A 22925-nucleotide genomic window follows, 5' to 3' on the forward strand; every position below is an offset into this window, starting at 1 on the left:
GAGAAAGTCACATTTTTTTTTAGAAAATTTTCGGATAACCCACGAGGGCTATGAATGAATACTTATCAACAGGGGGCGCCCTATCACGACACTCACAGCAAGGTCATCGGTTACCTGCTGTGGATTTTCGGCTTCACCGGGTCGCATCGCTTCTACTACGGCAAGCCCATCACCGGCACCATCTGGTTCTTCACCTTGGGCCTGTTGGGCATTGGCTGGTTGATCGACCTGTTCCTGATCCCGGCCATGGACCGCGAAGCAGACCTGCGGTTCCAGTCCGGGCGTATCGACTACAACATCGCCTGGATCCTGCTGACCTTCCTTGGGGTGTTTGGCCTGCACCGGCTGTATCAGGGCAAGTGGATTACCGCGATCATCTACTTCTTCACCGGCGGGCTGTTTCTGGTGGGGGTGCTGTATGACTTCTGGACGCTGAACAGCCAGGTGTCCGAGCGCAATGCCTCGCGTTGAAATGCTTCGCGGGTGAACCCGCTCCCACAGGAGCCGTAGAACCTTGTGGGAGCGGGTTCACCCGCGAAGAGGCCAGAAGCGCCCATAAAAAAGGCCTTGTCGCACCGAAGCGGTAAGGCCTTCTTTGTTACTGACGGGTCTGGCGCTGTTGCAGCAACAGGTTGCTGAACCCGGCCCCGGCCAGTTGCTTCTGCGCCCCGGTCAGCTGTTCACGGTTGCTGAATGGCCCGACCAGTACGCGGTACCAGGTTTCATCCTTGACCGTACCCGACTCCACCTTCACCGACTGGCCCAGCAGGATGATCTGCGCACGGACCTTGTCGGCATCGGCCTGCTTGCGGAACGAGCCGGCCTGCAGGAAGTACTGGGTGGTCGCAGCCGGCTTGATCACCGGTGGTGGCGGTGGCGGGGTCTGGCCCAACAACGCCGCCTGGGCTCGCGCGGTGTCGATCTTCGCCGCTTCTGCCGGCGTCACCGGGGTCACCGGCTGGGCCGGTACCGGTGGCGTCTTCTCCGGTACCGCTTCTGGCGGCACGATCACCTCAGACTCCGGCAGCAGGGTGTAGAAGTCGTACTTCGGCTTCACCGGCTGCAGTGGGGTGGCCTGCGCAGGCTTGCTGGCTTCGGCCACTTTTTCCGGCTTCTGCTGCTCGGGCTTGGTGCGTTTGATGTCATCGCCACCCGGCTCGAGCTTCATCAGGAACACGATGAACGCGCCTACGGTGAGGCCGACCGCCATCCATACCCAACCAGGGATCGGCTGTTTGGCCGGCGCTGTCTGGCGGCTTGCGCCGCGTTTTGGGGCGGGTTTTTTCTTGGCAGCCAACTTACATGCGCTCCAGGGTTTCCAGGCCGAGCAGTTCCAGACCTTGTTTGAGGGTGCGGCCGGTCAGGGCGGCCAGGCGCAAGCGGCTTTGCTGTTGCTCCGGGGTTTCGGCGGCGAGGATCGGGCAGTTCTCGTAGAAGCTGGAGAACAGGCCGGCCAGGTCGTACAGGTAGCTGCACAGCACGTGCGGCGTGCCTTTTTCGGCGACGCTATTGAGGGTTTCGCCAAACTGCGCCAGGCGCGCAGCCAGGTCCTGCTCGTGGGCCGCCTGCAGCACGATCTTGCCGTCGACTTCGTCAAAGCCCTTGCCCAGCTTGCGGAACACGCCGGCTACGCGGGTGTAGGCGTACAGCAGGTACGGGGCGGTGTTGCCTTCGAAGTTGAGCATCAGCTCGAAGTTGAAGCTGTAGTCGCTGGTACGGTGCTTGGACAGGTCGGCGTATTTCACCGCGCCAATGCCCACCACTTCACCGATGTGACGCAGATCTTCGTCGGCCAGGCTCGGGTTCTTTTCCTTGACCAGCGCGTAAGCGCGCTCCTTGGCCTCGGTGAGCAGGTCGATCAGCTTGACGGTGCCGCCGTCGCGGGTCTTGAACGGGCGGCCGTCGGCGCCGTTCATCGTGCCGAAGCCCATGTGCTCCATCTGCATCGGATGGCCGACAAAGCCTGCGCGGCGTGCCACTTCGAACACCTGGTTGAAGTGCAGGGCCTGGCGCTGGTCGACGAAGTACAGGGCGCGGTCAGCGTGGAGCACGTTGCTGCGGTAGCGCACGGCGGCCAGGTCGGTGGTGGCGTACAGGTAGCCGCCGTCGGCTTTCTGCACGATCACCGGCAGGGGTTCGCCTTCGCTGTTCTTGAATTCTTCGAGGAACACGCACTGGGCGCCCTGGTCCTCGACCAGCAGGCCCTTGGCCTTGAGGTCGGCCACCACGTTGGCCAGGTCGTCGTTGTAGGCGCTTTCGCCCATCACGTCGGCCATGGTCAGTTTGACGTTGAGCAGCTCGTAGGTCTTCTGGCAGTGCGACAGCGAGATGTCCTTGAAGCGGGTCCACAGGGCCAGGCACTCGGGGTCGCCGGCTTGCAGCTTGACCACCAGGCCACGGGCGCGCGTGGCGAACTCTTCCGATTCGTCGAAGCGCTTCTTCGCTGCCCGGTAGAAGTTTTCCAGGTCGGACAGCTCGTCGCTGGTGATCGGGTTTTCCTGCAGGTACGCCATCAGCATGCCGAACTGGGTGCCCCAGTCGCCGACGTGGTTCTGGCGAATGACGTTGTCACCCAGGAATTCCAGCACGCGTGCGACGCTGTCACCGATGATGGTCGAGCGCAGGTGGCCGACGTGCATCTCTTTGGCCAGGTTCGGCGCCGACATGTCGATGACGACCTTTTCGCTCGGGCCGGCCTTGCGCACGCCCAGGTGGTCATCGGCCAGGGCGGCGTCCAGGCGGTTGGCCAGGGCGTCGGTGTTCTGGAAGAAGTTGAGGAAGCCGGGGCCGGCGATTTCCACCTTGCTGATGTCAGCGCTGGCCGGCAGGGCGTTGATCAGTTTTTCGGCCAGGTCGCGTGGCTTCATGCCTGCCTGCTTGGCCAGCATCATGGCGATGTTGCTGGCGAAGTCGCCGTGGGTCTTGTCCCGGGCGTTTTCCACCTGGATCGCCGGCGACAGCCCTTCAGGCAGCACACCGTCGGTGACGAGTTGGGTGAGGGCTTGCTGGACCAGCTGGCGAATGGTGTCTTTCATGGGGATCTCTTTTCGACCGCAAGCGCGGTGAGCGCCTGGATGCGCAGGTGGAAAAACTGGGCATTATCCGTTGCCGGGAGCGGGTTGCCAACCTTTGGGGCTGCAAAGCAGCCCCGGACGTCAGTACAGGTCGACCGGGTCGACGTCCAGCGACCAGCGTACCTGGCGCCCGCTCGGCATCTGCTCCAACACTAGCAACCACGCGCTGATCAGTCGATGCAAAGGCGCCCGGGTATTGGCCTGTATCAACAGTTGCGCGCGGAAGCGCCCGGCGCGGCGCTCCATGGGCGCCGGCACCGGGCCCAGCAGTTCGATGCCTGGCAGGCGCTGCTCGGCCACCAGGCGCTCGGCGGCGGCGCAGGCTTCGTCGAGAAAACCTTCGGCCTGCCCCGGCTTGTGCGCTTCGGCACGCAGGAGGGCCAGGTGGGAGTAAGGCGGCAGCCCGGCAGCGCGGCGTTCGTCCAGGGCCTGTTCGGCAAAGGCGAAGTAGCCCTGCTCGGTGAGCTGCACCAGCAGCGGGTGGTCGGCCAGATGGGTCTGGATGATGACCTTGCCCGGCTCCTCGGCGCGCCCGGCACGGCCGGCCACCTGCACGATCAGCTGCGCCATGCGCTCGCTGGCGCGAAAATCACCCGAGAATAGCCCGCCATCGGCATCGAGGATGGCCACCAGGGTCACCCGGGGGAAGTGGTGGCCCTTGGCAAGCATCTGCGTACCGACCAGGATGCTCGGCTGGCCGCGCTGAATGGTAGTGAACAGGTTGTGCATGGCGTCCTTGCGCGCCGTGCTGTCGCGGTCCACCCGCAGGATCGGGTAGTCCGGGAACAGCACCTTCAGGCGTTCTTCGGCGCGCTCGGTGCCCGCGCCGACCGGGCGCAGGTCCACGTGGTTGCACTGCGGGCACTGGTGCGGCAGGCGTTCGTCATAGCCGCAGTGGTGGCAGCGCAGCACGCCAGAACGCTGGTGCACGGTCATGCGCGCATCACAGCGCGGGCACTCGGACAGCCAGCCACAATCGTGGCACAGCAAGGTCGGCGCGAAGCCGCGGCGGTTGAGGAACACCAGCACTTGCTGGCCTGCCTCCAGGGTCTGGCGGATGGCTTGTTGCAACGGGCCGCTGATGCCACTGTCCAGTGGCAGGCTCTTCACATCCAGGCGCAGCATGCGCGGCGGGCGGGCGCCACCTGCGCGCTGGTTCATGCGCAGCAGGCGGTAGCGACCGGTCAGGGCGTTGTGCAGGGTTTCCAGCGACGGCGTGGCAGAGCCGAGCAGGATCGGGATGTTCTCCTGGTGGGCGCGTACCAGTGCCAGGTCGCGGGCGTGATAGCGCAGCCCTTCCTGCTGTTTATAGGAGCCGTCGTGCTCCTCGTCGATGATGATCAGGCCGGGGTTTTTCATCGGCGTGAACAATGCCGAGCGGGTGCCAATGATGATGTCGGCCTCGCCGTCCCGGGCGGCCAGCCAGGCGTCCAGGCGCTCGCGGTCATTCACCGCCGAATGCAGCAGGGCGATGCGGGCGTTGAAGCGTTGCTCGAAGCGCGCCAGGGTCTGTGGGCCGAGGTTGATCTCCGGGATCAGCACCAGCGCCTGCTTCCCGGCTTCCAGGGTTTCCCGAATCAACTGCAGGTAGACCTCGGTCTTGCCGCTGCCGGTGACGCCGGCCAGCAGGAACGCGCCAAAGCCCCCAAAGCCTTCGCGCACGGCGTCAAAAGCGTCGCGCTGCTCTTCGTTGAGCGGCAATTCCGGCTGCGCCAGCCAGTGTTCGTGGCGTAGCGCCGGCAAGTGCCGGCGGACTTCGATCTGTGCCAGCTCCTTGGCCAGCAGCAGGTCGAGGCTGTCCTTGTTCAGGTTGAGCTTGGCCAGCAGGCTGTGGGCCACGCCGTGTGGGTGTTGGGCCAGGGTCTTGAGGGCGTCGCGCTGGCGCGGCGCGCGGGCGATGCGCGGGTCTTCCAGGCGGGCGCCGGGGGCGACGTGCCAGAAGCGCTCCTGGCGCATCTCGGCGGGTTCGCCCTGGCGCAAAAGCGTCGGCAGGGCCCAGCTCAGGGTGTCACCCAGGCTGTGCTGGTAGTACTGAGCGGTCCACAGGCACAGCTTGAACAGCGATGGCGGGATCGGTGATACCGGATCGAGCAGGGCGCTGGCCGGCTTGAGCTTGTCAGCGGGCACCTCGCTTTGTGCGCACACCTCCACCAGCACGCCGATCATTTCGCGGCGGCCGAATGGCACGCGAATGCGCATGCCCGGGGTCAAGGCCTGGCGCGCCATGTTCGCGGGTGCCTTGTAGTCGAACAGGCGACGCAGCGGGGAGGGCAGGGCAAGGCGCAGGATGACGTCGGGCACGCGGAAGGTCTCGGAGGGCGTATCAAAGACTGGCGAGCCTAGCAGACGACGGTCGGTGCAAGCGACAACTTGCACTGGCGCAGCGCTCTGGTATTATTTGCCGCCTAATTACGTGCGGTATTCAACAATTGGTGTTGGATGGCGGCACGCAGCTCGAGGAAGCGACCATGAAAGAAGGTATCCACCCGAACTATGAAGTAGTTGCAGTCACCTGCAGCTGCGGCAACAAGTTCGAAAGCCGTTCGACCCTGGGCAACACCCTGTCGATCGACGTTTGCAACCTGTGCCACCCGTTCTACACCGGTAAGCAGAAAGTCCTGGACACCGGTGGTCGCGTACAGAAGTTCGCCGATCGCTTCGGCATGTTCGGTGCCAAGAAGTAATCATGCGCATGGCGAACCCCTCGGGTTTCGCATTGCTGCAAAAAAAAGCGCCCCTTGTGGGCGCTTTTTTTATGGGCGTCATCTGGCATTTTCCCGCCCTGGCGTTCTGCCCACTGCCGGAGCAGCCACAGCAAGTGCAGGTACGCCAGGTGGTGGATGGCGATACCTTGCGCCTGGCCGATGGCCGCAGCGTGCGCCTGATCGGCATCAATACCCCGGAAGTCGGCCGCAAAGGGCGCACTAGCGAGCCCTATGCCGAGGCCGCCAAGCGGCGCCTTCAAGCATTGGTCAATGCCAGTGACGGCCGCGTCGGGCTGGTGCCGGGCGTTGAGGGAAAAGACAAGTATGGCCGCACGCTGGCGCATATCTACGGGCAGAATGGCGACAATCTGGAAGCACGGTTGCTCAGCGAGGGTTTGGGTTACCGCGTGGCAGTTGCCCCCAATGTAAGCCTCAGCGGCTGCCAGCAACTTGCCGAGCAAGCGGCGCGCAAGGCCGGCAACGGTTTGTGGCGCCGTTCGCCGGTGGTGCCTGCCGGTGATGTAAGGCAATCGGGGTTCGCGGTGGTCGGTGGCCGCATCAAGGGTATCGAGCGCAACCGTGGCGGGGTCTGGCTGACCCTGGACGATGCGGTGGTGCTGCAGGTTCCCGCTCGTCTGCAACGCAACTTCCCCGCCAGCTTCTTCGATAATCTCAAGGGGCGCCAGGTCGAAGCGCGTGGCTGGGTGCTGGACCGTTCCCGCAAGGGTGGCCTGAAGCCTGGGCAGCGACGCTGGGTGTTGCCATTGACCGATCCGAGCATGTTGGAGCGTTTTTTAGGCTAAAAGATGTAGACATTTCGCTATTGGATTGTACACACTGTTAGCCGTATGCCCCCGTGGGTTATAGCGTAAAGTCGTAGGCTAAAGGCCTTGACACAAGTGACCGACCAGTCTTGTGACTCCCCGGCTCTTTGCGTATCCTCGGCGGTCCGTCAGAACAGTAAATAGCGGAATGCCCACCATGTCAGACCTGAAAACCGCCGCTCTCGAATACCACGCTCAACCTCGTCCGGGGAAACTGAGCGTCGAACTCTCCAAGCCCACTGCCACCGCCCGTGACCTCGCCCTGGCCTACAGCCCAGGTGTTGCTGAGCCCGTGCGTGAAATCGGCCGTGATCCAGAGCTGGCTTACAAATACACCGGCAAAGGCAACCTGGTTGCGGTGATTTCCGATGGCACCGCCATCCTCGGTCTGGGTGACCTCGGCCCACTGGCTTCCAAGCCGGTCATGGAAGGCAAGGGCGTTCTGTTCAAGCGTTTCGCTGGTATTGATGTGTTCGACATCGAAGTCGAATCGGAAAGCCCGCAAGCGTTCATCGACACCGTTCGCCGCATCTCGATCACCTTCGGTGGCATCAACCTCGAAGACATCAAGGCACCTGAGTGCTTCGAAATCGAGCGCACCCTGATCGAACAGTGCGACATCCCGGTATTCCACGATGACCAGCACGGTACCGCCATCGTTACCGCGGCCGGCATGATCAACGCCCTGGAAATCGCTGGCAAGAAGCTCGAAGACGCCAAGATCGTCTGCCTGGGCGCCGGTGCTGCTGCCATCTCCTGCATGAAGCTGCTGGTGAGCATGGGTGGCAAGGTCGAAAACATCTTCATGATCGACCGCAGCGGTGTAATCCACGCTGGCCGTGACGACCTGAACCAGTACAAGGCTCAGTTCGCCCACGCTACCGACAAGCGCACCCTGGCTGACGCACTCGACGGTGCCGACGTGTTCGTAGGCCTGTCCGGCCCGAACCTGCTGAGCCCTGAAGGCCTGAAGTCGATGGCTGCCAACCCGATCGTGTTCGCCTGCTCGAACCCGGATCCGGAAATTTCGCCAGAGCTGGCGCACGCCACTCGCAACGACGTGATCATGGCCACCGGTCGTTCCGACTACCCGAACCAGGTCAACAACGTACTGGGCTTCCCGTTCATCTTCCGCGGTGCCCTGGACGTTCGTGCCAAGCGTATCAACGAAGAAATGAAGATCGCCGCCGCCATCGCCCTGAAAGACCTGGCCAAGCTGCCAGTGCCGAAAGAAGTGTGCGAAGCCTACGGTGTCGAAGGCCTGGAGTTCGGTCGTGAGTACATCATTCCGAAGCCGCTGGACGCACGCCTGATCACCGTCGTTTCCGACGCTGTGGCCAAGGCCGCCATCGAATCCGGCGTGGCTACCCTGCCGTATCCGAAGCACTACCCGCTGACCAGCGTGGATGAAGTGTTCAACGGCTGATTGCTGTTGTAGCTGTCATGAAAAAGCCCCGGCTCGTATGAGCCGGGGCTTTTTTGTGGGCGATGGGGATGTGTCAGGGCTGGCAGGTGTTCGCCATAACATTTTTGGCGCCTATGAGATCGAGCGCCGCCCGCGCGGCGCTTCGCGGGTGAACCCGCTCCCACATTTGTTGCAACGTGGCCATGTCTGTCAGGCCATGGTTGTCAGCCTTGGTGGCATGGCTGGAATTGGAGGTGGGCATTGGTGCCGCCCCGCCTGTCTCAAGGCATGCACCAAGGCGGGCAACCATGGCCCGACAGGTTCGGCACGTTGCAACAAATGTGGGAGCGGGTTCACCCGCGAAGCGCCGCGCGGGCGGCGCTCGATGTCAGCAGCCCCACATAACTCGAGTCAGGCACCCTGCCTCAGAACAGATCCATCGGTGCCGCTTCATCCGCCGGCAGCGGGCTGCCCGGTGCTGCGCCGTTGCCCAGTTCGTCCACCGACGGTGGCGAATCTTCGGCCTTGAACAGCTCGAAGTAGGCATTCGGCGTGCTCGGCGAGGCAGCGCGGCCGCTGATCGGGTCGACCCGCAGGCTGAGGATGCCTTCCGGTTCTGCCGGTGGGTGATTCGGTTTGTCCTTCAGCGCCGCGCCCATGAAACTCATCCAGATCGGCAGCGCCGCCGTACCGCCGTACTCACGGCGGCCGAGGGTTTCCGGCTGGTCGAAACCGACCCACACGGTGGTCACGTAATCGGCGTTGTAGCCGGAGAACCAGGCGTCCTTGGACTCGTTGGTAGTACCGGTCTTGCCCGCCAGGTCGGTGCGGCCCAAGGCCAAGGCCCGGCGGCCGGTACCGCGCTTGATCACGTCCTGCAGCATGCTGGTGAGGATGTAGGAGGTACGGCCGTCGATGATCCGTTCGGCCACAGCCGGCGCTTGCGGCGCAGCGGCCACCGGGTTGAAGGCGGAAGGTGCCTCACCTGGCATGGCAGCGGTGCTGATCGGCTGTTCGGGCGCTGCCAGGCCCGCCTGGTCCTCGGCACCTTGCGGTACGCGGGGCGGGTTGGCGGTGAACAGGGTTTCGCCGTTGCGGCTTTCGATACGGTCGATCAGGTACGGGGTGACCTTGTAGCCGCCGTTGGCAAAGGTGCTCCAGCCGGTGGCGATTTCCATCGGGGTCAGGGTGGCGGTGCCCAGGGCCAGCGACAGGTTGCGCGGCAGGTCCTGCTTGTTGAAGCCGAACTTGGCGATGTAGTCAATGGTGCGGTCTACACCCATGGCCTGCAGCAAGCGGATCGACACCAGGTTGCGCGACTTGTACAGCGCTTCGCGCATGCGGATCGGGCCGAGGAAGGTGTTGGTGTCGTTCTTCGGCCGCCACACTTTGTCCACGGATTCGTCGACGAACACGATCGGCGCATCGTTGACCAGGGTGGAGGCGGTGTAGCCACTGTCCAGCGCGGCACTGTAGATGAACGGCTTGAAGCTCGAACCCGGCTGGCGCTTGGCCTGCATGGCGCGGTTGTAGTTGCTCTGCTCGAACGAGAAGCCGCCAACCAGCGCGCGGATGGCGCCGTTGTAAGGGTCGAGGGTGACCAGGGCGCTTTGCGCCCCCGGCACCTGGCTGAACTTGAGCTTGCCATCTTCCAGGCGCTGCAGGCGCACCAGGTCGCCGATCTGTGCCACGTCTGCCGGCGACTGCGGTGAGCGGCCCTGGGCGTTACTGTTGATGAACGGGCGCGCCCATTTCATGGTCTCCCAAGCCACTTCGGCTTGCTGGCCATCGCGGGTCAGTACCTGAAGGCCGGCTTTATCGACATGGGTGACGATGGCCGGCTCCAGGCCGCCAAGGATGCGCTGCTTGCCCAGCTCCTGCAGCCAGGCTGCCTGGGTGCGCCCCGGGAAGCGTGCTTCGGGGCCGCGGTAGCCGTGGCGCTCGTCGTAATCAGACAGGCCTTTGAGGATGGCCTTGTTGGCCATGTCCTGCATGTCGCTGGGCACCGTGGTGGTGACGCGGAAGCCTTCGGTGTAGGCGTCGCTGCCGTAGCGGCCGACCATTTCGGCGCGGGCCATTTCGGCGATGTAAGGCGCATTCACCTCAGGTGTCGGCACGTGGTAGCTGGCATTGAGCGGCTCGGCCAGGGCGGTCTGGTAGCTGGCCTGGTCGATCTTGCCCAGCTTGTACATGCGGCCGAGGATCCAGTCGCGGCGCTCCTTGGCGCGCACCGGGTTGGCCAGCGGGTTGAAGCGCGACGGTGCCTTGGGCAGGCCCGCGATCATCGCCATCTGCGCCAGGCTCACGTCGCGGATCGATTTGCCGTAGTACACCTGCGCGGCAGCATCGATGCCGTAGGCGCGGTTACCCAGGTAGATCTTGTTCACGTACAGCTCAAGGATTTCGTCCTTGGTCAGTTCACGCTCGATCTGCAGGGCCAGCAGGATCTCGTTGGTCTTGCGCGAGAAGCTGCGTTCGCTGGTGAGGAAGAAGTTCTTCGCCACCTGCATGGTGATGGTACTGCCGCCGGTCTGGATATGGCCGGTTTTCACCAACTGGGTCGCTGCGCGCATCAGGCTGCTGGGGTCGACACCGTAGTGATTGAGGAAATTGTCGTCCTCGGCTGACAGAAGCGCCTGAATGAACTGTGGCGGAATTTCCGCGAAACGGATCGGCGAGCGGCGCATTTCGCCGAATTCGGCAATCAGTTTGCCGTCGCTGCTGTACACCCTGAGGGGGATCTGCAACTGGATGCTTCTGAGGGACTCGACCGAGGGCAGGCTGGGGCTAAGATACAGAAACGCACCGCTCACACCGAGTACGAGCGCGCAAATGACTGCGACGGAAGACCACCAGAAGAACTTCAGCAGACGTATCAAGGCTTTTCGGTGTCCAGGTTGAGAGTGGGTTGCACGCAGGCCCGGCGGACCAGAAAGCGCTGGGCATTATAAGCATTTTTTCGCCTCTCCGGGTTACCGGCCAGGCTGCCCGTCGCCTCGATGGGCAGGCCGGGGCAAGTGTTGACGCGGGGTTGCGACCGATCGCTGCCGCAGGCAGCAAGGAAGCCGCATGTTAGGACGCTTTGGCAAGGATGCCAGTTCACTCGTGGGGGTGGAAATTGCCCCTGACGCTGTTCGTATTGTGCAACTTCAGCGGCGCAATCGGCGCTGCCGGTTGCTTGCATCGGCACAAGAGCCGTTCGAATTACCGGCAGGCCATGATTGGGTCGCGGAGCCCGCTGCCGTGGTGGCAGCCCTGCGCCGTGCATACCTGCGCAGCGGCCTCAGGCAGCGTCGGGTAGCGTTGGCGTTACCGGCCAGCCAGGTGATCTGCAAGCGGTGTCATTTGCCGATGGAGCAGGCCGGGGCAGAACTGGAGACGCAGTTGCTGGCCGATGCCGAGCGGCTGTTTCCGTTTCCGTTGGAGGACCTGGCCCTGGACTTTCAGGTCTTGGGAGCGTCCCGCACGCAACCGGGGTGCGCTGAAGTGATGGTGGCCGCATGTCGGCAAAGTGCGTTGGCGCCTCTTGATGCCATCGTCGAAGAGGCCGGGTTGCAACTGGAGGCCATCGAGGTCGACAACATTGCCTTGTGCCGCATGTTGCCTCAGGGCTGCCTCGAAGGTTCGGCAATGCTGCGGCTCGAAGCGCACAGCGCAGTGCTTTATGACTGGCATCCCGGTCGACCTTACCAGCGTCGTGAACTTCAAGTGCAGGGGCTGAACGACATGGGGCAGTTGTCGCAGCAGTTGCACGCGCTGCTTGCCGATGAGCATTTGCCTGGTGGCTTGTGGATTACCAGCAGTTCATCGGTGGACCCGAGCTGGTTGCAAAACCTTGGCCGCCAGCTGACTACGCCGTGCCGGCATTTACCTGGCCTGGAGGGGCTGGAACACGTTGATGGCACGATGCTTTTGGCATGCGCCCTGGCACTTGGAGGGTTGCGCCCATGATGCGCCTTAACCTGTTGCCCTGGCGTGAGCGGCAGCGCGAGGCGGCGCTGCGGCGCTTTCGCACCCAGCTGATTGCCGGCGCACTTCTGGCGCTGTGCGCCGTGACGCTGGTCGACCAGTTGGCCCGTCAGCGCGGGCAGCAGCAGGCGCTGGCCAATGCCCAGCACCAGGCCGCCCTTGAGGTGCTGGCCGAGCAACTGCAGCCGCTGGCTGATGTGCGTGCACAGCATGACGCACTCATCGCCCGTTCGGCTGCGCTGGAGGGCTTGCGTGCCCGGCAGGGTGTTCTGGGCGATGTGTTCGCTGACCTCGAAGGGGCGCTACCGGTAGGGGTTCAGCTAATCGACCTCAGCGTGGAAAACGGCCACCTGCAAGTGACCGGGCTGGCTACGTCTGGCGCCCTGGTTGCGCAGTTCATGCGCGATCTGGATCGGTCGGGGGTTCTGCGCGATCTGGCGCTCAAGCGCGTCAGGAGCATGGCGGGTGGCGATGAATTTCTGCTGGTTGCGCGCGTTTCGGCGTTCTGGTCGTGAATGCAGCGCCGATCCTCGCCTGGCTGGCGGTAGCCGAGCGTTCCAGAAGCATCAGGCGTATCGCGCCGGTGCTGGTCGCTGTGCTGGTGTTCGGCCTGGGTGGCGCGTTTCGCCTGCCAGCAGGGTTACAGCAGCAGGCGCAGGAGGCGGCCAGGCACGCCACATTGAACGGGCAGCAGGCAGCCAGTACGGCGCAACTGGTCGAGCTGGAGCGACTACGGGCGTCTCTGGCTTCTGCCGAGCGGCGGTTGCTGGAGACCCTCTGGCACCTGGCGGCTGGGGAGGGCATGAGCGACCTGCTTGACCGCCTGGCGGCTTCGGGGCATGCGCACGGGTTGCTGGTCGAGCGGTTCGACGTACAAGAAGCCGAGCAACAGGCAGGCTATCGAAAAGTACCGCTGCAAGTGCAGGTGGTCGGGCGTTACGTGGACTTGCGTCAGTGGCTGGGCGACTGGCTGGGCCAGGCACGCCTGCTGCGCAGCGGTGACATGAACCTGGCCGCAGTCGAGGGTCAGCCCGGGGTTTTGCGTCTGCAACTGCGAGTCGATGCCTTCCAGGCCCTCGCCCCCATACCCGCACCGGAGGTGCTTGCGCATCTGCCGGCCATGGCCGCTACGCCAGTGCCTGTGGTCGACCCCTTCGCGCCAGGGGCGACCCGAAGGGCTGGCTCCGGGCTGGCCAGCCTGCCGCTGGCGCAACTGGAAATGGTCGGCAGCCTGTCGCGAGGTGCGGCGCATGAGGCGCTGCTGATGGCGGCTGGCAGGGTCTACCGCGTGCGTGCCGGTGAGCGCTTGGGGCGTAACCACGGTGTGGTGGCGCGGATCGACCAAAGCCAGGTCGAAGTGCACGAACGGCTATTCATGGCAGGGGTGTGGCACGAGCGCACGGCGTTCATCACCCTTGCAAAGCGCGTGGGCAAGGAGGCCCTGAACCCGAATGAAGAGAGTGATGAAATGGGTGTTGGCAGCCCTGCTGCCGATCCCGCTGGTGTCGGCGACGCCTTACCAGGGTGAACCCCTGTCGTTGAACTTCCAGGACGTGGAGGTGCGCTCGGTGCTGCAGGTGCTGGCCGACTATGCGGGCGTCAACCTGGTTGCCAGCGATGACGTGCAGGGCAACGTGACCCTGCGTTTGCAGGACGTGCCCTGGGACCAGGCGCTTGACCTGGTGCTGCGCAGCAAGGGCCTGGCCCGGCAGCAGGAGGGCAATGTGCTGCTGGTGGCGCCTGCGGCAGCGTTTGCCTCGCAACCGTTGGATGCCCCTGTGGGCCTGTTGCCGGATGCGCAGCTGCTGCCGTTACACCGTGAATTGATACCGATTCACCATGCCAACGCCGCCGAGCTGGTTGAGCTGTTGCTGACCAGCCTGGCGGATGACAGCACGCTCGCCGTTCGTGGCAGCCTGGGTGTTGATGAACGCACCAATACCCTGGTGGCGCACCAGCCCGCCGATCGACTGGCCGACTTGCGGCAACTGGTCGCGCAGCTGGATGTGCCGGTGCGCCAGGTGGCGATCGAGGCGCGAATCGTCGAGGCCAACGTCGATTACGAGAAAAGCCTGGGGGTGCGCTGGGGCGGGCCGCTGTACGGTGAAAACCTGCGGCCGGGCAAGGAGCTGTTCATCGATCTCGGCGTGGAGCGCCCGGGCAGCAGTGTCGGCCTGGGCCTGCTGCGCGGCGACGTGCTGCTTGACCTGGAACTCAGCGCCATGGAAAAAAGCGGCAACGGCGAAATCATCTCGCAGCCCAAGGTGGTCACGGCCGACAAGGAAACGGCCAGGATCCTCAAAGGCACCGAAGTGCCCTACCAGGAAACCAGCCAGAGCGGCGCCACCTCGGTCGCCTTTCGCGAAGCCTCGCTGTCGCTGGAGGTGACCCCGCAGATTACCCCGGACAACAAGGTGATCATGGCGGTCAGGGTGACCAAGGACGAGCCGGATTACGTCAATGCCTTGAACAACGTACCGCCGATCCGCAAGAACGAGGTCAATGCCAAGGTTCGCGTGGCGGACGGCGAAACGATCGTGATCGGTGGCGTGTACTCGACTTCGCAAAACAATGTGGTCGACAAGGTGCCATTTTTAGGCGATCTGCCGTATGTTGGGCGGCTGTTTCGACGCGATGCATTACAAGAGAAAAAATCCGAGCTGCTGGTCTTCCTGACTCCGCGTATCATGAGTGACCAGGCGATTGCTGTGAGTCGTTGATTCTGTGCGAAATTTGATACTTGTGGGGCCCATGGGCGCTGGTAAAAGCACCATCGGACGCCTATTGGCCAAAGAGCTGCGCCTGCTGTTCAAGGATTCCGACAAGGAAATCGAACTGCGATGCGGCGCCAACATCCCGTGGATTTTCGACAAGGAAGGCGAGCCGGGTTTCCGTGAACGCGAGCAGGCGATGATCGCCGAACTGTGCGCACTTGACGGCGTGGTCCTGGCCACCGGCGGTGGCGCGGTGATGCGCGAAGCCAACCGCCAGGCATTGCGCCGGGGCGGCCGGGTGATCTACCTGCATGCGTCGGTGGAACAGCAGGTTGGCCGTACCGCGCGGGATCGCAATCGCCCGCTGCTGCGCACCGCCAACCCCGAGGCGACCCTGCGCGCCCTGTTGGAAGCCCGCGACCCGCTCTACCGCGAGATCGCCGACGTGGTGGTGGAAACCGACGAGCGGCCGCCGCGCATGGTGGTGATCGATATTCTCGAACGCTTGCAGCAGTTGCCGCCCCGTTAACCCGGGACTATTCTCGGCCACCAGCGCCGAGGCGAGGTTCAACGATAGCGCGTGGGTTGCCCGAACGGCGCCGCGCCCAAGTACATTGTGGGGATACATGCAGACACTTAAGGTCGACCTGGGCGAGCGCAGCTACCCGATCTACATTGGCGAAGGCCTGCTGGACCAGCCCGAACTGCTGGCGCCGCACATTGCCGGCCGGCAGGTCGCCATCGTTTCCAACGAGACCGTCGCGCCCCTGTATCTCGAACGCCTGAGCAAGACCCTGGGTGCCTACTCGGTGCTGCCGGTGGTTTTGCCCGATGGCGAAGCCCACAAGAACTGGGAAACCCTGCAGCTGATCTTCGATGGCCTGCTGAAAGCCCGTCATGATCGTCGCACGACCGTGGTTGCCCTGGGCGGCGGCGTGATCGGTGACATGGCCGGCTTCGCTGCCGCCTGCTACCAGCGCGGTGTCGACTTCATCCAGGTGCCGACCACCCTGCTTTCCCAGGTCGATTCGTCGGTGGGCGGCAAGACCGGTATCAACCACCCGCTGGGCAAGAACATGGTCGGTGCCTTCTATCAGCCCAATGCGGTGCTGATCGATACCACCAGCCTGAAGACCCTGCCGGCGCGCGAACTTTCTGCTGGCCTGGCCGAAGTGATCAAGTACGGCCTGATTTGCGACAAGCCGTTTCTCGGCTGGCTCGAAGACAACATGCAGGCCTTGCGCACCCTCGATTCGGCTGCCTTGACCGAGGCTATCCGCCGTTCCTGCGCGGCCAAGGCCGCAGTGGTCGGTGCCGACGAGCGTGAGTCTGGCGTACGGGCCACGCTGAACCTGGGGCATACCTTCGGGCATGCCATCGAAACCCACATGGGCTATGGCGTGTGGCTGCACGGCGAAGCCGTGGCAGCGGGCACGGTGATGGCCCTGGAAATGTCCATGCGCCTTGGCTGGATTGACCAGGCCGAGCGCGATCGCGGAATCCGCCTGTTGCAGGACGCAGGTTTGCCGGTGGTGCCACCACAGGAAATGACCCCGGCGCATTTCATGGAGCACATGGCGGTCGACAAGAAAGTGATCGACGGCCGCCTGCGTCTGGTGCTGTTGCGCCAGATGGGCGAGGCCGTTGTGACCGACGACTATCCGAAAGAGATTCTTCAGGCCACGCTGTCGGCGGATTACCGCGCGATCGTGGCCCAGCTTTGAGGTTGTGACAGCGCAATGACCAGTTTGCATGCCGATGAGGCCTTTCTCGACCATTACCAGTTGAGCCACGATCCGTTCGCGCCCCGTGTGCCCGGCTTCAAGTTCTTCCCGGCCCAGCGCAAGCCCGTGCTTGGCCAGCTGCACCACCTGGCGCGTTACAGCCAGCTGATGCTAGTGGTCAGCGGCCCGCTGGGCAGCGGCAAGTCGCTGTTGCGCCAGGCCCTGGTGGCCAGCACCAACAAGCAGGCTGTGCAGAGTGTGGTGGTGTCTGCCCGCAGTGCCAGCGATGCTTCCAGCATGCTTGCCCAGGTCGCTCAGGACCTGGGCGTGGCCCAGCCCGAAGTGCAGGCGATCCTGTCCAAGGTGGTGCAGCTGGCACTGACCGGGCAGGAAGTGTATTTGCTGGTAGACGATGCGGAACAACTCGACGAGTCGGCACTCCAAGCGTTGCTGGAGTTGGCGGCGGGGGTACCGGAAGGGCGCCCGCACGTGTTCCTGTTCGGTGAGCCTTCACTGATTGCCGGGCTGGACGAGCTCAATGTCGAGGAAGAGCGCTTCCACATCATCGAGCTAGCCCCCTACAGTGAAGAAGAAACCCGCGAGTACCTGGAGCAGCGCCTGGAAGGGGCTGGCCGGGGCATCGAGGTGTTCAGCCGTGAACAGATCGTCGATATCCATGAACACTCCGACGGCTGGCCTGGCAACATCAACCAGGTCGCCCGTGACACTTTGATCGAAGCCATGATCGCCAGCCGTTCGACGGTCAAGCGACCATCCATGGGGTTCAAGATGCCTAAAAAACATGTGCTCGCGCTGTCCGCTGTGGTCGTGGTCGCTGTTGCGGCCGCGGTGTTGATGCCCAAGAAAGGCGACAAGCCACCCGCTGAGGCGCCGACCGCCCAGGCCCAGTTGCCGCTTGGTGACGGCAAGCAGGGTGCCAATATCGAGTTCTCCGGCTCTTCCCAGCCGATGCCGCTGCCGCTGGTTGGCCAATCCCAGCCTGTCATGCGTGAACCGCTGGCCCAGGCCGCGGGCATGGGTGAGGGTGAGGAAGGCAGCCCGGCGGGTGACACTGCCCTGCAGCCTGGCAACCCGCCGCCAACCGTGACCACCATTGCTCCGCCACAAGGTGTGCCGGCTGGCCCGGCGCCTGCGCCTGCACAGCCTGTGGCCACTGCGCCGGTACAGCCGGTTGCGCCTGCGCCAAAACCTGTCGCAACCCAGCCTGCGAAGTCGGTTGCACCTGCCAAGCCTGCTCCTGCGCCTACCCAGGTCGCCGTGGCCAAGCCGGCCGCCAAGCCTGCCGAGAAACCCGCAGCCACTGGCAGCGGCAACAGCGGCTGGTACGCCGGGCAGAAACCGGGCAATTACGTGGTGCAGATCCTGGGTACCAGCTCCGAGGCCTCGGCCCAGGCGTTCGTCAAGAGCCAGGGTGGCGACTATCGCTACTTCAAGAAAAACCTGCAGGGCAAGCCACTGTACGTAGTCACCTACGGCAGCTTCGCCAACCGCGATGCAGCGGTTGCGGCAATCAAGAACTTGCCAGAGAAGGTCCAGGCTGGTAAACCTTGGCCACGTACCGTCGGCAGCGTCCAACAAGAGCTGGCCACGGCCCGCTGATACCTTCCGGGCGGCATCACCCCGCCGCCCAGTTGCTGAGCGATTACTGACTTTCGAATAGCCTGCTGCGTTTCAACGCGGCAGGCTTTTCTGTCCCAGACTGCCGGCCACAAGCCCCTAGTTGCAGTCATGGCTGAAACGCTTCAGACTCGAGCCAAGCCGCTATCACGGCGCATGGCGCAAAAACATTCAAAATTGCGACATAAATTTTCAATGGTGAGACATGAAAATTTGTGGGCATCGCTGTCGCTGTGCAACAATGGTTTTCCATGACCACCGCAAAAAAGCTGGCGTTTGATCGGCGTGGATGGTAAGTGATTGTTAAAAAAGAGATTTACCTCCGTTGAGAGGTGAACCTGGTGAGAATGTGTCTATGAAAACAGGTCTGTACCATCCCGAAGAATTCAAGGACAACTGTGGTTTTGGCCTGATCGCCCATATGACGGGCGTACCGAGCCACCACCTTCTGCAAACCGCCATGCAGGCACTGACTTGCATGACTCACCGCGGCGGTATCAACGCCGACGGCAAGACCGGTGACGGTTGCGGTCTGCTCATGCAGAAGCCCGATCAATTCCTGCGAGCCGTGGCCCAGGAACACTTCGCCGTCGAGCTGCCCAAGCAGTACGCCGTCGGCATGGTGTTCTTCAATCAGGACCCGGTCAAAGCCGAAGCTGCCCGCGCCAACATGGACCGCGAGATCCTCGCCGCTGGCCTGAAACTGGTCGGCTGGCGCAAGGTACCGATCGACACCAGCGTACTCGGCCGCCTGGCCCTGGAGCGTCTGCCGCAGATCGAGCAGGTGTTCATTGGCGGTGAAGGCCTGAGCGACCAGGAATTCGCCATCAAGCTGTTCAGTGCCCGTCGCCGTTCGTCGGTGGCCAACGCCCACGACAGCGACCACTACATCTGCAGCTTCTCGCACAAGACCATCATCTACAAAGGCCTGATGATGCCGCGCGATCTCGCGGCGTTTTATCCAGACCTGGGTGACGAGCGCCTGCAAACCGCGATCTGCGTGTTCCACCAGCGCTTCTCCACCAACACCCTGCCGAAATGGCCGCTGGCGCAGCCGTTCCGCTTCCTCGCCCACAACGGCGAGATCAACACCATCACCGGCAACCGCAACTGGGCCATGGCCCGTCGCACCAAGTTCGCCAATGACCAGATCCCCGACCTCGAAGAGCTCGGCCCGCTGGTCAACCGCGTCGGTTCCGACTCGTCGAGCATGGACAACATGCTGGAACTGATGGTGACCGGTGGCATCGACCTGTTCCGCGGCGTGCGCATGCTGGTACCGCCAGCCTGGCAGAACGTCGAGACCATGGACGCCGACCTGCGCGCCTTCTACGAGTACAACTCCATGCACATGGAGCCGTGGGATGGCCCGGCCGGTATCGTCATGACCGAAGGCCGCCACGCGGTGTGCCTGCTCGACCGCAACGGCCTGCGCCCGGCACGTTGGGTGACCACCACCAACGGCTACATCACCATCGCCTCGGAAATCGGCGTATGGGGTTACCAGCCTGAGGAAGTGCTGGCCAAGGGCCGTGTCGGCCCGGGCCAGATCCTCGCCGTGGACACTGAAACCGGCCAGATCCTCGACACCGACGCCATCGACAACCGCCTGAAGTCGCGCCACCCGTACAAGCGCTGGCTGCGTCAGCACGCTACCCGCATCCAGGCGACGCTGACCGACGACCAGGGCGCGGCCAGCTACGACGCTGACCAGCTCAAGCAATACATGAAGATGTTCCAGGTCACCTTCGAAGAGCGTGATCAGGTGCTGCGCCCGCTGGGTGAGCAGGGCCAGGAAGCCGTGGGTTCGATGGGTGACGACACGCCGATGGCCGTGCTGTCGCAGCGTGTGCGTTCGCCGTTCGACTTCTTCCGCCAGCAGTTCGCCCAGGTCACCAACCCGCCGATCGACCCGCTGCGCGAAGCCATCGTGATGTCGCTGGAGATCTGCCTGGGCGCCGAGCGCAACATCTTCCAGGAGTCCCCGGAGCACGCTTCGCGGGTCATCCTCAGCTCCCCGGTCATCTCGCCCGCCAAGTGGCGTTCGCTGATGAACCTGGAGCGCGAAGGTTTCGACCGGCAGCTGATCGACCTCAACTATGAGCAGAGCGTCGGCCTGGAAGCGGCCATTCGCAACATCGCCGACCAGGCTGAAGAAGCCGTGCGCGCTGGCAAGACCCAGCTGGTGCTGAGCGACCGCTACATCGCCCCGGGCAAACTGCCGGTGCACGCTTCGCTGGCCGTTGGCGCGGTACACCACCGCCTGACCGAACAGGGCCTGCGTTGCGACAGCAACATCCTGGTGGAAACCGCCACCGCCCGTGACCCGCACCACTTTGCCGTGCTGCTGGGCTTCGGTGCCTCGGCCGTTTACCCGTACCTGGCGTATGAAGTGCTGGCCGACCTGATCCGTACCGGCGAAGTGCTGGGCGACCTGGACGAAGTGTTCAAGTACTACCGCAAGGGCATCTCCAAGGGCCTGTTGAAGATCCTGTCGAAGATGGGTATCTCCACCATAGCCTCGTACCGCGGTGCGCAGCTGTTCGAAGCCATCGGCCTGGCCGAGGAAGTGGTCGGCCTGAGCTTCAAGGGCGTCTCCAGCCGCATCAAGGGTGCGCGCTTCGTAGACCTGGAAAGCGACCAGAAGCTGCTGGCGGCCGAAGCCTGGAGCGCGCGCAAGCCGATCCAGCAAGGTGGCCTGCTGAAGTTCGTCCACGGTGGCGAGTACCACGCCTACAACCCTGACGTGGTCAACACCCTGCAAGCCGCCGTGCAGCAGGGCGACTACGCCAAGTTCAAGGAATACACCACGCTGGTCGACCAGCGCCCGGTGTCGATGATCCGCGACCTGCTGAAGGTGAAAGTCGCCGACCAGCCACTGGCGCTGGAGCAGATCGAGCCGCTGGAGGCCATCCTCAAGCGTTTCGACTCCGCCGGTATCTCGCTGGGCGCACTGTCGCCAGAGGCCCACGAAGCGCTGGCCGAGGCGATGAACCGCCTGGGCGCGCGTTCCAACTCCGGTGAGGGCGGTGAAGACCCGTCGCGCTACGGCACCATCAAAAGCTCCAAGATCAAGCAGGTGGCTACCGGCCGCTTTGGCGTGACCCCGGAATACCTGGTCAACGCCGAAGTGCTGCAGATCAAGGTTGCCCAGGGCGCCAAGCCGGGTGAAGGCGGCCAGCTGCCGGGCGGCAAGGTCAACGGCCTGATTGCCAAGCTGCGTTATGCGGTACCGGGCGTGACCCTGATCTCGCCACCGCCGCACCACGACATCTATTCGATCGAAGACCTGGCCCAGCTGATCTACGACCTCAAGCAGGTCAACCCGCAGGCCCTGGTGTCGGTGAAACTGGTAGCAGAAGCCGGCGTAGGCACCATCGCCGCTGGCGTGGCCAAGGCCTATGCCGACCTGATCACCATCTCCGGTTATGACGGTGGTACCGGCGCTTCGCCGCTGACCTCGATCAAGTACGCCGGCGCCCCGTGGGAACTGGGCCTGGCCGAAACCCACCAGACCCTGCGCGGCAACGACCTGCGCGGCAAGGTACGGGTACAGACCGACGGCGGCCTGAAAACCGGCCTGGACGTGATCAAGGCGGCCATCCTCGGCGCCGAAAGCTTCGGCTTCGGTACCGCGCCAATGATCGCCCTGGGCTGCAAGTACCTGCGCATCTGTCACCTGAACAACTGCGCCACCGGCGTAGCCACCCAGAACGACAAGCTGCGCAAGGACCACTACATCGGCACCGTCGACATGGTGATCAACTTCTTCACCTTCGTCGCTGAAGAAACCCGTGAGTGGCTGGCCAAGCTGGGCGTGCGCAGCCTGGGCGAGCTGATCGGCCGTACCGACCTGCTCGAAATGCTGCCAGGCGATACCGAGCGCCAGCAGTACCTGGACCTGTCACCGCTGCTGGGCAGCTCGCACATCCCGGCAGACAAGCCGCAATTCTGTGAAGTCGACAGGAACCCGCCGTTCGACAAGGGTGAGCTGGCCGAGAAGATGGTTGACATGGCCCTGCCGGCGATCCGCGATCAGGCCGGTGGCGAGTTCGACCTCGACATCTGCAACTGCGACCGTTCCATCGGTGCCCGTATCTCTGGCGAAATCGCCAAGCTGTACGGCAACCAGGGCATGGCCGCCAACCCGATCACCTTCCGCTTCAAGGGTACTGCGGGCCAGAGCTTCGGCGTGTGGAATGCCGGTGGTCTGAACCTGCACCTGCAAGGCGATGCCAACGACTACGTCGGCAAGGGCATGACCGGTGGCAAGGTCACCATCGTGCCGCCAGCCGGCAGCCCGTTCGCAACCCAGCACAGCGCCATCGTCGGCAACACCTGCCTGTACGGTGCCACTGGCGGCAAGCTGTTTGCCGCGGGTACTGCGGGCGAGCGCTTCGCTGTGCGTAACTCCGGCGCCCACGCTGTTGTCGAGGGCACTGGCGATCACTGCTGTGAGTACATGACCGGCGGCTTTGTCTGCGTCCTGGGCAAGACCGGTTACAACTTCGGTTCTGGCATGACTGGCGGCTTCGCCTACGTGCTCGACATGGACAATAGCTTCGTCGACAAGCTCAACCACGAGCTGGTGGAAATCCAGCGTATCAGTGGTGAAGCGATGGAGGCCTACCGCAGCCACCTGGCGCGCGTCCTTGGCGAGTATGTGGAAGAAACCGGCAGCGAGTGGGGGCGTGAGCTCTCGGAGAACCTGGACGACTACGTGCGGCGCTTCTGGCTGGTGAAGCCGAAGGCAGCCAACCTGAAGCAACTGTTGTCCAGCACGCGTGCCAACCCGCAGTAAAAACAGCTGCAAGTGGCAAGCCTCAAGCTGCACGTAATGGCAGTACGAGGCTTGCCCGGCTTAAGTGATCG

At 63.5% G+C, this 22925-nt stretch carries 16 protein-coding genes; 12 read left to right on the top strand and 4 right to left on the bottom strand.

Annotated features, from left to right (window positions below; translation table 11 throughout):
- Positions 1–54: 54 nt before the first annotated feature.
- Entirely contained in the window at positions 55–471 is a 417-nt protein-coding gene (locus ABOC32_RS04660; protein ID WP_426810259.1) for an NINE protein, read from the top strand.
- Positions 472–598: 127 nt separating this feature from the next.
- Here ABOC32_RS04660 and ABOC32_RS04665 read toward each other — a convergent pair whose 3' ends face one another.
- The 3 genes from ABOC32_RS04665 to ABOC32_RS04675 all read right to left on the bottom strand — a co-directional run bounded on the left by ABOC32_RS04665 (position 599) and on the right by ABOC32_RS04675 (position 5375).
- Positions 599–1297 carry an SPOR domain-containing protein gene (locus ABOC32_RS04665; RefSeq protein WP_043200705.1) on the bottom strand — a complete coding sequence of 233 codons (699 nt, stop codon included), beginning with the start codon at positions 1295–1297 and terminating at the stop codon, positions 599–601.
- A gap of 1 nt (position 1298) precedes the next feature.
- Complete coding sequence (argS, locus tag ABOC32_RS04670; RefSeq protein ID WP_086978615.1) at positions 1299–3035, bottom strand: arginine--tRNA ligase; 1737 nt, start codon at positions 3033–3035, stop codon at positions 1299–1301.
- 120 nt (positions 3036–3155) lie between these two features.
- Positions 3156–5375 carry a primosomal protein N' gene (locus tag ABOC32_RS04675; RefSeq protein ID WP_426810260.1) on the bottom strand — a complete coding sequence of 740 codons (2220 nt, stop codon included), beginning with the start codon at positions 5373–5375 and terminating at the stop codon, positions 3156–3158.
- A gap of 167 nt (positions 5376–5542) precedes the next feature.
- Between ABOC32_RS04675 and rpmE the strand changes: the two genes are divergently transcribed.
- From rpmE to ABOC32_RS04690, 3 genes are all read left to right on the top strand, one after another.
- Positions 5543–5758 carry a 50S ribosomal protein L31 gene (gene rpmE / locus ABOC32_RS04680; RefSeq protein ID WP_016489630.1) on the top strand — a complete coding sequence of 72 codons (216 nt, stop codon included), beginning with the start codon at positions 5543–5545 and terminating at the stop codon, positions 5756–5758.
- A 2-nt stretch (positions 5759–5760) separates the two neighbouring features.
- Positions 5761–6582, top strand: a complete 822-nt coding sequence (locus tag ABOC32_RS04685; RefSeq protein ID WP_426810261.1) for a thermonuclease family protein — start codon at positions 5761–5763, stop codon at positions 6580–6582.
- Between the two features lie 178 nt (positions 6583–6760).
- Positions 6761–8029: a malic enzyme-like NAD(P)-binding protein gene (locus ABOC32_RS04690; protein WP_086978618.1), complete on the top strand. Its 1269-nt coding sequence runs from the start codon at positions 6761–6763 to the stop codon at positions 8027–8029.
- Between the two features lie 404 nt (positions 8030–8433).
- Here ABOC32_RS04690 and ABOC32_RS04695 read toward each other — a convergent pair whose 3' ends face one another.
- Positions 8434–10887: a penicillin-binding protein 1A gene (locus tag ABOC32_RS04695; protein WP_426810262.1), complete on the bottom strand. Its 2454-nt coding sequence runs from the start codon at positions 10885–10887 to the stop codon at positions 8434–8436.
- Positions 10888–11077: 190 nt separating this feature from the next.
- Between ABOC32_RS04695 and pilM the strand changes: the two genes are divergently transcribed.
- The 8 genes from pilM to gltB all read left to right on the top strand — a co-directional run bounded on the left by pilM (position 11078) and on the right by gltB (position 22854).
- Entirely contained in the window at positions 11078–11959 is an 882-nt protein-coding gene (pilM, locus tag ABOC32_RS04700; RefSeq protein ID WP_426810263.1) for a type IV pilus biogenesis protein PilM, read from the top strand.
- Positions 11956–12492 carry a PilN domain-containing protein gene (locus ABOC32_RS04705; protein WP_426810264.1) on the top strand — a complete coding sequence of 179 codons (537 nt, stop codon included), beginning with the start codon at positions 11956–11958 and terminating at the stop codon, positions 12490–12492. The genes pilM and ABOC32_RS04705 overlap by 4 nt, the downstream gene beginning before the upstream one ends.
- Positions 12493–12503: 11 nt before the next feature.
- Positions 12504–13505 carry a pilus assembly protein PilP gene (locus tag ABOC32_RS04710; RefSeq protein ID WP_426811564.1) on the top strand — a complete coding sequence of 334 codons (1002 nt, stop codon included), beginning with the start codon at positions 12504–12506 and terminating at the stop codon, positions 13503–13505.
- Positions 13429–14697: a type IV pilus secretin PilQ gene (locus tag ABOC32_RS04715; RefSeq protein ID WP_426810265.1), complete on the top strand. Its 1269-nt coding sequence runs from the start codon at positions 13429–13431 to the stop codon at positions 14695–14697. The genes ABOC32_RS04710 and ABOC32_RS04715 overlap by 77 nt, the downstream gene beginning before the upstream one ends.
- A gap of 4 nt (positions 14698–14701) precedes the next feature.
- Entirely contained in the window at positions 14702–15220 is a 519-nt protein-coding gene (aroK, locus tag ABOC32_RS04720) for a shikimate kinase AroK (RefSeq protein WP_024717571.1), read from the top strand.
- A 97-nt stretch (positions 15221–15317) separates the two neighbouring features.
- A complete protein-coding gene (gene aroB / locus ABOC32_RS04725) occupies positions 15318–16415 on the top strand; it encodes a 3-dehydroquinate synthase (protein WP_426810266.1) in 1098 nt (365 codons plus the stop codon).
- Between the two features lie 15 nt (positions 16416–16430).
- Positions 16431–18035, top strand: a complete 1605-nt coding sequence (locus ABOC32_RS04730) for an SPOR domain-containing protein (protein ID WP_426810267.1) — start codon at positions 16431–16433, stop codon at positions 18033–18035.
- A gap of 373 nt (positions 18036–18408) precedes the next feature.
- Positions 18409–22854 (top strand): glutamate synthase large subunit, encoded by a 4446-nt coding sequence (gltB, locus tag ABOC32_RS04735; RefSeq protein ID WP_426810268.1) that lies wholly within the window; start codon positions 18409–18411, stop codon positions 22852–22854.
- The last annotated feature ends 71 nt before the right edge of the window (positions 22855–22925 follow it).

It is taken from the genome of Pseudomonas sp. WOUb67 (genome assembly GCF_050058005.1).
In the GTDB taxonomy this organism is placed as follows: domain Bacteria; phylum Pseudomonadota; class Gammaproteobacteria; order Pseudomonadales; family Pseudomonadaceae; genus Aquipseudomonas; species Aquipseudomonas putida_R.